This is a genomic window from Halolamina salina (assembly GCF_042678005.1).
Classification (GTDB): domain Archaea; phylum Halobacteriota; class Halobacteria; order Halobacteriales; family Haloferacaceae; genus Halolamina; species Halolamina salina.
Genome location: NZ_JBHUDH010000003.1, coordinates 26369 through 32656, shown reverse-complemented (window position 1 = coordinate 32656; position 6288 = coordinate 26369). Strand labels below are relative to the sequence as shown.

The window sequence follows — 6288 nt, the reverse complement described above, 5'->3', positions numbered from 1 at the left end:
CGAACGCTCGGGAACGGAGGGCGGCGCCGCAGGTCGGACAGTAGTTCGCGTCGACGGCGACCATCGTCCGGACCTCTCCCGGCGGCGGCAAAAGCGGTTCGGCGCGGGCCGGGCTACGACTTCAGCCCGCTCCCGGTCAGCGGCACCACCACGTCCTCGGATTCCGCGATCTCCCCGCGCTCGCGCAGTTTCGCGAGCGCCGCGGGCGCGGCCGCACACGTCGGCTCGGTGTAGAACCCCGCCTCGTGGAGCCGCTCCAGTTCGCGATCGACCGGCCGCTCCCCCATCGCGATCGCGTCGCCGCCCGTCTCCTCGATCGCGTCGAGGATCGCGTCCTTCTGAACGGGATCGCGAATCTGGATGCCGTCGGCAACGTCGTTCGAGCCCGCCGCGTCGCCGTGAAGTTCGGCGGCGATCGGCGCGTAGCCCGCGGCCTGTGCCCCGTACATTCGGGGCACCTCGTGGATCCAGCCAGCTTCTTCCAGTGTGCGGAAGCCACGGTAGGCGCCGAGGAACAGCGTGCCGTGACCCAGCGGCGTGACCACCGCGTCGGGGGCGTCCCAGTCCCGTTGGAGCGCCGTCTCGTAGGCGAACGTCGCCGTGCCGGCGAAGAAGGCGGGGTTCCACGCGTGAGAGGCGTACCAAGCGTCCGAATCCTCGCTCACAGCCTCCGCCACGCAGGCGTCGGTCACGTCCTGCCGGCTCCCCTCGACGCGGACGGGCGTCGCGCCGGCGGCCTCGATGGCCCGGAGCTTGCTCGCTTTCACCGACGCGGGGACGTAGATCTCGGCGTCGATCCCCCCCCGGGCGGCGTAGGTGGCGATCGCCGCGCCGGCGTTGCCCGAGGAGTCCTCGACGACGCGATCGACGCCGAGTTCGAGCGCCCGCGAGAGCGTCGCCGTCGCGCCGCGGTCCTTGAACGAGCCGGTGGGGAACACGTACTCCAGCTTGAACTCGGCGTCCCAGTCTGGCGCCGACTGCAGGGGGGTCATCCCCTCGCCGAGGCTGACGCGCTGCTCGACGGGCAGGAGGTCGGAGAACGCCCACAGCCCGTCGCGCGTGTCGAACGCCGCGGGGTCGGGCGCGGGACCGTCGGGGCGTGGCTGGCGGGCGAACTCAAGCGGGTGGCCGCACGTACAGCGCCAGCGGTCGGCGTACTCGGCGCCGCAGTCGGGGCAGACGAGGGGGGTGGGATCCGTCATCGCTCAGTACGAGTCGATCCCCGTCGCGACAGAGCAGACGTACTCGCCGGTCGCGACCTGGGGCAGCCGGCGGGAGCGCCAGAAGATCCCCTCGCTATCGGCGGTGACGCGGCTCGTAAGCTGGCCGAACGGGTCGATCACGTCGAACAGCGTGTCGCCGGGGTGGATCTCCTCGCCCAACTCGGCGCGGAAGCGGATCAGCCCGCCCGACGGGGTGCGGTACTGGTCGAACCCCGCGGCGCGCGTCTGGCGGTCCATCGGCGCCTCGCCGTCGAGGAAGCCGTAGTGCCGGAGGACGTTGAACACCCCTTCGACGCCGTACTGGATGCTCTCCTCGTCCCAGCCCACGCAGCCGCCGAGCTCGGGGTCGATCGTTGGGATCCCCTCGTCCGGCGCCGCGCGGGCGAGCTGGCCGTCGGGTCCCTTCTGGTCGAGCACGTGGCCCGTCCCGAACGCCTTTGCGAGTTCGAGGCAGTCGGTGTGGAGCCGGTGGTGGCGGCCACACCGCACCCGAGCCTCGTTGAGCATCCGCGAGGTCGAGCCCTGGTGGAGGTCGAGCACGTAGTCCGCACGGCTGGCGGCGTCGAACGTCGCCGCCGCGATGCGCTCCGAACTGGTCCCCTCCTCGTCGCCGGGGTAGGCCCGGTTCATCTTCGTGTCGTCGATGGGGTTGCGATGCTCGGCGACCTCGAAGGCGTGGCTGTTGACGATCCCGACGATCAGCACCGCGCCCGAGAGTTCGGCGGGGTCGAGCCGCGGGACGACGCGGGTCAGGACGCCGAGGCCGTTGAGTTCGTCGCCGTCGGACACCGCCTGTAGGTACAGCGTGTCGCCGTCGTCGGCACCGTTGACCACACAGACCGGCAGGGAGACGGGGCTCCCGTCGCGGCGTTCGCCGACCCGCAGCCGCCCGGTGGCGGTCTCGCCGGGGGCCGCGGTGGCGTCGCCGAGCGTGAGACTCATTACTCGGTGATCGTCCGTTTCCGCCTTAGTGCGTTCGATACCGGGCAAGGGCACCGATACTGGGGACGCTGCTAACTCGGATCGGGAAATTTTCGGGTCCTTTTGGCGACGTGAGAGGGAGCGGATTCGGGGTTCTCGCTTCGACGGTAGACGCGGTAATTGCGTTCGTCGATCCGTCGACCACCGCGACAGCAACAGCATCTCGACGCTAGACCACTTGCGACCGCAGTGCGCCGGACACGAGGTCCGGCGCAGCACCGAGTCCCCACCCCTCCCCCCGCGCCGGCGACAGGTCGCCGGCGCGAGGCGTCCACCGCCACCGCACCGCGGTCGCTGTCGGCGCGCGACGTGAGCGCCTCCGTGCGCGAACGAGCGCGCGAGGGACGACTGAGTGAACGCAGTAAACGAAGGAGTCGGCTGGGGAGGTGTGAGGACTGTGCGGAGCGGTGCGGTCACAAGTGTGCTACGAACGAGGTGCTGTTGCTGTTCGCGGTCAAAATACCGAAGCAAACACCCCCGCTTCCACCAAAACGATGACGCCGATTACTCCGTAATAACGTTCGAGTCCAGATCCCGCGGGTAGTACGTCAGCCACTCGATCCCGTCCTCGGTGATCGCGATGGTGTCGGAGTGACGATACCCCTCGCCGTCGGTGTAGATCCCCGGCTCGATCGTGTACACCTGTCCCGGCTGCATCTCGGTGTCGGTGTCGTCGACCTGATCGTATCCGCCCCAGCCTTGATCGATGTACGGCGGCTCGTGCCCGCCGAGGCCGATGTTGTGGCCGACGTGGTGCTGGGCGAGGTCGGTGATCCCCTGCTCCTCGTAGAACTCCCACACCTGCTCGTCGACGTACGAGAGCGGGACGCCCGGTCCCAGCGCGTCGATCGCGATGTCCTGCGCTTCGAGCATCAGGTCGAAGTAGTGCTCCTGTTCGCTACTCACCTCGCCGACGAACATCGTCCGCTCCAGTTCGGAGCGGTAGCCGTCGACGTTCGCGCCCGCCCCGGTGATCAACACGTCGCCGCGCTCCAGCCATTGGTTGGGGGTGTGCCCGTGCGGGAGCGCGGTCTCGTGGGCGGAGATGTAGCCCGCGTGGGCCGGGCCGTCGCCGCGGACGTTCTCGACGAACTGGTCGCCCAGCGTGTCGAGCATCGCCCGCGAGGCCTCCATCGACGCCCGCTGGGAGACGGTCGCGGGGTGGGCGCCGGGCTCGGTGTACTCCGCGAGGTAGCGGTGGGCGAGGTTCCCCCACTTCGCCGACTCCCGGATCAGGTCGATCTCGGCGTCGGTCTTCTCCCAGCGCATCCGGGACACCCACGACTGGGTCTCCACGTCGACGAACTCCGAGAGCGCGGGGCCCTCGTACCCCATCACGCCCGGCGCGCCGTCGCTGTCGGCGGCGACCTTGTCGGCACCGAGTCCGTCGAGCATCTCCGCGACCGTCTCGATCGGTCGCCCCTGCGGGTAGTCGAAGTAGTGATGCACGGCGTCGATCCGGTCGACTTCTTCGACGCGCTCGACCTCCAGCCGCGGCACGACGATCTCGATGCGCTCGTCGGTGACCGCCAGACAGACCGGGCGCTCGGTCTGGACGTGCTCGAACCCGGAGACGTAGTGGATGCTCGTCGCGGCGAACCAGACGGCGGCGTCGGCGTCGGTGTTCGCGAGCTTCCCCCGTATCTCGCGGAGTCGGGAGCGGTACTCGGCGTCCGGGAGTTCGGTGGCCATGGCCATCGGATCGCGCCCAGCGCGCAAAAGCCTCAGGGTGGACCGCCCGGGCTGCCGGCTCGTCCGACCGCCGCGGGCGACGGCCGGGAGTGCCACTCCCACGCGTCGACCCCCCTCTCGGACCGAAAACGAGGTGTCCCCGGCCGATTCGACGCCGACCGGGGTTAGTGGGTTAGAGGAATTTATAAACAGTCTAAAGCTATCTAAACGGCTCGTAAAACGTCGCCCGCCCACCCGTTCTCGGCGTGAAACGTGACGAACCGTCGGGTACGAACGCACCCTTATACGTGGTCCCCGATCCTTGGGTGGAGTAGAGTCACCATGTCCACCTCCGAACCCTCCACGCCGGCGCAGATCGCCGGCGACAAACTCCCGCGGTCGGCGCTGTCGGCCGTGGCGTCGCTGCTCGTCCCCGTTCGCACCGCGGCGTTCTGGTCGGCAGTCGCACTCCCGCTGGTCTACCTCCCGCTCGTGGCGACGGGCGCGGTGTGGGACCGGCCGCTGATGTTCTGTGCGCTGCTGGCGCTGAACGCCGTCGCGTTCCTCGTCGGTCACGACCACGAGCCGACCCGCGCCTGAACTCGTTCGGTCCCCGGCCGGCCTGTCCGGCTCCCCGCGGCTCACTCCGCCTCTTCGTCCCCCGCTGACTCGTCTCCGACAGCGTCCACGTCGTCGGCGTCCTCCGGATCGTGGCCCAGCCCGAGCGCCGCCGAGGGCGCCGGCGAGAGCGGCTCGCCGTGGATCAGCTCCGGGACGACGACGTTGAGGAACTGCACCGCGAGCACGACCAGCAGCGGCCCGAGAAAGAGGCCGTACCAGCCGAAGTACGCCGCGCCGAGCACGTACGCGAACAGCACCAGCCCCGTGTGGAGCGAGCGCCCGGAGATGATCGGCCGGAGCACCGCCTGCGGCAGCAGGTCGAGGAAGACGAACGCCACGACGAGGAAGGACAGCGGCGCCCAGAGCAGGCCGGCGCCGTCCTGGGAGGCTAGCCAGACCAGATACCCCGTCACCGGGACGTAGACGAGCTTGCCGACGACCAGCGGGACGAACGTCGCGACGCCGGTCAGTAGCGCCAACAGCGTCGGGAACGGGATCGCGACTGCCGACGGGACGACCGCATTGTAGCCGTTATAGACGACGACCGCCAGCACCGTCACCAGCGAGACGGTGATCACGTTGCCGAAGTACACCGTCTGCAGGTCCGCGTCGACCGCCGAGACGTAGGCGTGCGGGACGCTCCCGTCGCCGCCGATCTCCTCGCGGAACCACTCGTCGACCCGGTCGCCGTCCCGCAGGAGGAAGAAGCTCATCGAGAGCGCGAGCGTGAGGTGGACCAGCCCGTTGGTGAAGACACCCAGCTGCCGGAGGCCGGCGGTCAACTGATCCCGGATGGCGCCGAAGTTGTCGAGCCGGGTGAGGTAGCCCACCGGGTCGCGTATCAACTGCCGGACGGCGTCGGGCGTCGACGACCGCTCGCCCACCGCCGCGAGCAGCCCCGGATCGAGCGCGATCGTCAGCTCCCGGATCGCCACGAGGCCGACGTAGCCGAGCAGGGTCAGCCCCGGGACGACGATGGCCAGCAGCGTCAGCGTCGCCGCGGCGCCGCGGTGGCCGACGGCGTCCTCGATCCGTTCACAGATCGGCCGCGCGCCGTAGTAGATGAACAGGCCGAACACGAACGTCCCCACGAAGTGGAGCGCGAACCGGCCGACGACGAGCAGCAGGAACAGGCCGACCAGCCACCAGGCGACGCGCTGCCGTTCCGCCTCGCGGGGCCACTGCATGGCTCCTCAGGCGGCGGGCAGGGACTTCGGTTTTACCCCTCGACAGGGACCCCGCCGCTACCCCTCCAACTCCCCGTCGAGTCCCCACTCCTCGGCCCGCTGCTCGGCCTCCGCACGAGCCTCCTCCTGGATCGCGGCGATACGCTCCTCGTCCTGCAGGAACGACTCGAGCGCGCTCGCGCCGGTTTCGCCGGCGTCGTCGGGTGCGTGTTCCCGCGCCCGCCCGGCGAGCGACGGGTCGTCAGCCAGCTCCTCGGCTGGCGCGCCGGGCGGCACGGTAAAACCGGGCGTGTCGTGGACCTCCTCGAGCGCGTCGTCGGGAAGCTCGTACAGCTCGACGGAGCAGGGGCCGGGACCGGCCAGCGCGGCGAGGGCGTCCGCCCCGCGGCTGTCGGCACGCGTGTTTCCGTGGCTGTCGCCACGCTCGCAGTAGGCGGCACGCGGAACGCCGTCGGCGAACGTGAGGACGCCCGGCTCGCCGTCGCCCAGCAGCGAGTCCGGGTCGATCCGGGCGTACCCCGTTAGATCCCGGGCGAGAGCGGCTTCGAGCGCGCTCGCGACGCCGACTCGGGAGCGGACGAGCCGGCCCTCGGGGATCTCCAGTT

6 protein-coding genes are annotated in these 6288 nt (G+C 70.1%); 1 reads left to right on the top strand and 5 read right to left on the bottom strand.

Going from position 1 to position 6288, the window contains the following annotated elements; genetic code table 11:
• Nucleotides 1–113: 113 nt before the first annotated feature.
• The 3 genes from ACFR9S_RS00535 to ACFR9S_RS00525 form a co-directional block, all read right to left on the bottom strand.
• The gene (locus ACFR9S_RS00535; RefSeq protein ID WP_379817725.1) at nucleotides 114–1202 is read right to left on the bottom strand and encodes a pyridoxal-phosphate dependent enzyme; all 1089 of its coding nucleotides are present in this window, start codon (nucleotides 1200–1202) and stop codon (nucleotides 114–116) included.
• Nucleotides 1203–1205: 3 nt separating this feature from the next.
• Nucleotides 1206–2165 (bottom strand): succinylglutamate desuccinylase/aspartoacylase family protein, encoded by a 960-nt coding sequence (locus ACFR9S_RS00530; protein ID WP_379732419.1) that lies wholly within the window; start codon nucleotides 2163–2165, stop codon nucleotides 1206–1208.
• Between the two features lie 543 nt (nucleotides 2166–2708).
• The gene (locus tag ACFR9S_RS00525) at nucleotides 2709–3896 is read right to left on the bottom strand and encodes a M24 family metallopeptidase (RefSeq protein ID WP_379732199.1); all 1188 of its coding nucleotides are present in this window, start codon (nucleotides 3894–3896) and stop codon (nucleotides 2709–2711) included.
• Nucleotides 3897–4217: 321 nt separating this feature from the next.
• On the opposite strand from ACFR9S_RS00525, the gene ACFR9S_RS00520 reads away from it, so the two are divergent.
• Nucleotides 4218–4475, top strand: a complete 258-nt coding sequence (locus tag ACFR9S_RS00520) for a hypothetical protein (RefSeq protein ID WP_379732198.1) — start codon at nucleotides 4218–4220, stop codon at nucleotides 4473–4475.
• A gap of 41 nt (nucleotides 4476–4516) precedes the next feature.
• Here ACFR9S_RS00520 and ACFR9S_RS00515 read toward each other — a convergent pair whose 3' ends face one another.
• Complete coding sequence (locus tag ACFR9S_RS00515; protein WP_379732196.1) at nucleotides 4517–5683, bottom strand: AI-2E family transporter; 1167 nt, start codon at nucleotides 5681–5683, stop codon at nucleotides 4517–4519.
• 57 nt (nucleotides 5684–5740) lie between these two features.
• Nucleotides 5741–6288, bottom strand: a 548-nt coding sequence (locus ACFR9S_RS00510; protein ID WP_379817723.1) for a hypothetical protein, incomplete at its 5' end; no start/stop codon positions are given.

Bases quoted from the DNA above. Each gene is read 5' to 3' on its own strand.
- ACFR9S_RS00535 (WP_379817725.1), bottom strand. From the start codon at position 1,202: ATGACGGATCCCACCCCCCTCGTCTGCCCCGACTGCGGCGCCGAGTAC.
- ACFR9S_RS00530 (WP_379732419.1), bottom strand. From the start codon at position 2,165: ATGAGTCTCACGCTCGGCGACGCCACCGCGGCCCCCGGCGAGACCGCC.
- ACFR9S_RS00525 (WP_379732199.1), bottom strand. From the start codon at position 3,896: ATGGCCACCGAACTCCCGGACGCCGAGTACCGCTCCCGACTCCGCGAG.
- ACFR9S_RS00520 (WP_379732198.1), top strand. From the start codon at position 4,218: ATGTCCACCTCCGAACCCTCCACGCCGGCGCAGATCGCCGGCGACAAA.
- ACFR9S_RS00515 (WP_379732196.1), bottom strand. From the start codon at position 5,683: ATGCAGTGGCCCCGCGAGGCGGAACGGCAGCGCGTCGCCTGGTGGCTG.